The organism is Corynebacterium sp. HMSC074A09 (assembly GCF_001811545.1).
In the GTDB taxonomy this organism is placed as follows: Bacteria; Actinomycetota; Actinomycetes; order Mycobacteriales; family Mycobacteriaceae; genus Corynebacterium; species Corynebacterium hiratae.
The window spans coordinates 18,558-18,890 of the sequence record NZ_KV805133.1 but is presented as its reverse complement, the minus strand read 5'-3'; the positions used below and the strand labels follow the sequence as shown (position 1 = coordinate 18,890).

General features: G+C 52.6%; 1 protein-coding gene. It reads right to left on the bottom strand.

The window, feature by feature from the left end; all coding sequences use genetic code 11:
- Positions 1-333: IS3 family transposase (locus tag HMPREF2807_RS03785; protein WP_198531371.1), on the bottom strand; the 333-nt coding region annotated here is incomplete at both ends.

The window sequence follows — 333 nt, the reverse complement described above, 5'->3', positions numbered from 1 at the left end:
CACGGCAGGTAGGTGATATCGCCTACGTAGACCTGGTTTGGCCTGTCAGCTGTGAATTTGCGGCCTATTAAATCGGGCATGACTCGGTGGCCAGGCGTGCGCCTGGTGGTGATACATCGACGCCGTTTACTAAAGCCTTTCAGCCCCATGGATTTCATGATGCGTGCGACCTTCTTATGGTTGATCGGGCCGAAGTCCGTATCGTCGTTGAGGCTTGCAGCGATGCGTTTAGCACCATAAAGCCCGTGCTCATCATCGAAGATGGTCTTGATTTTTGCGCCAATAAGAGCATCAGAGCACATCTTTAACCTGCGTTTTTCGCGGGTGTTGACC